The organism is Caballeronia humi, assembly GCF_001544475.1.
Classification (GTDB): Bacteria; Pseudomonadota; Gammaproteobacteria; order Burkholderiales; family Burkholderiaceae; genus Caballeronia; species Caballeronia humi.
This window is the reverse complement of the sequence record NZ_FCNW02000264.1, coordinates 1-525: the sequence shown is the minus strand read 5'-3', so window position 1 is coordinate 525 and position 525 is coordinate 1. Positions and strand designations below refer to the sequence as shown.

General features: G+C 55.8%; 1 protein-coding gene. It reads right to left on the bottom strand.

All coding sequences use genetic code 11. The annotated features are described in order from the left end of the window. A partial coding sequence (locus AWB65_RS35340) for a LysR family transcriptional regulator (RefSeq protein WP_143281844.1) occupies window positions 1-400 on the bottom strand: 400 nt, incomplete at its 3' end. Between the last annotated feature and the right edge of the window lie 125 nt (window positions 401-525).

Here is a 525-nt window from a genome sequence, read left to right as displayed (position 1 = left end):
CAGGCTGGTACTCAGAAAGCACCTCGACGAGATCGAGGTGCACTTCCGGACATGACTGCCGGAACTTCCTCACTGCGCTGGGGAGTACGGAGAAGGTTGTCGATCGGACAAAGCCGATGCCCAGCCATCCACGCTTGCCCGCTGCAATGTCTCTCGTCTCGTCGTCAAGCCGTCCCGCATGGGACAGCAACTCTTTCGCCCGCGGATAAAAATATTTGCCCAATGAAGTGAGCTCCATCGGGCGCCGGGAGCGGTCGAACAGCTCGCCACCCAGATGCTCCTCGAGCTGCGCGAGCTGCATGCTAATCGCCGTGGGCGCAACGAACAGCGCCTCCGCGGCCTGCGTCGCGCTGCCTGCTTCGACGACCGCGCAAAAGTAGCGAATCTGTCGCAAGTTCATAAATTTTGAACCTAAGATCAAAAAACGACGTTTGATATCGCTATGACTTTATCTAAAACTACATTGTCAATCAACAACTCAGAGGTTCGCCATGGGCAGTCAGAAGACATCGACCGCATCCATTC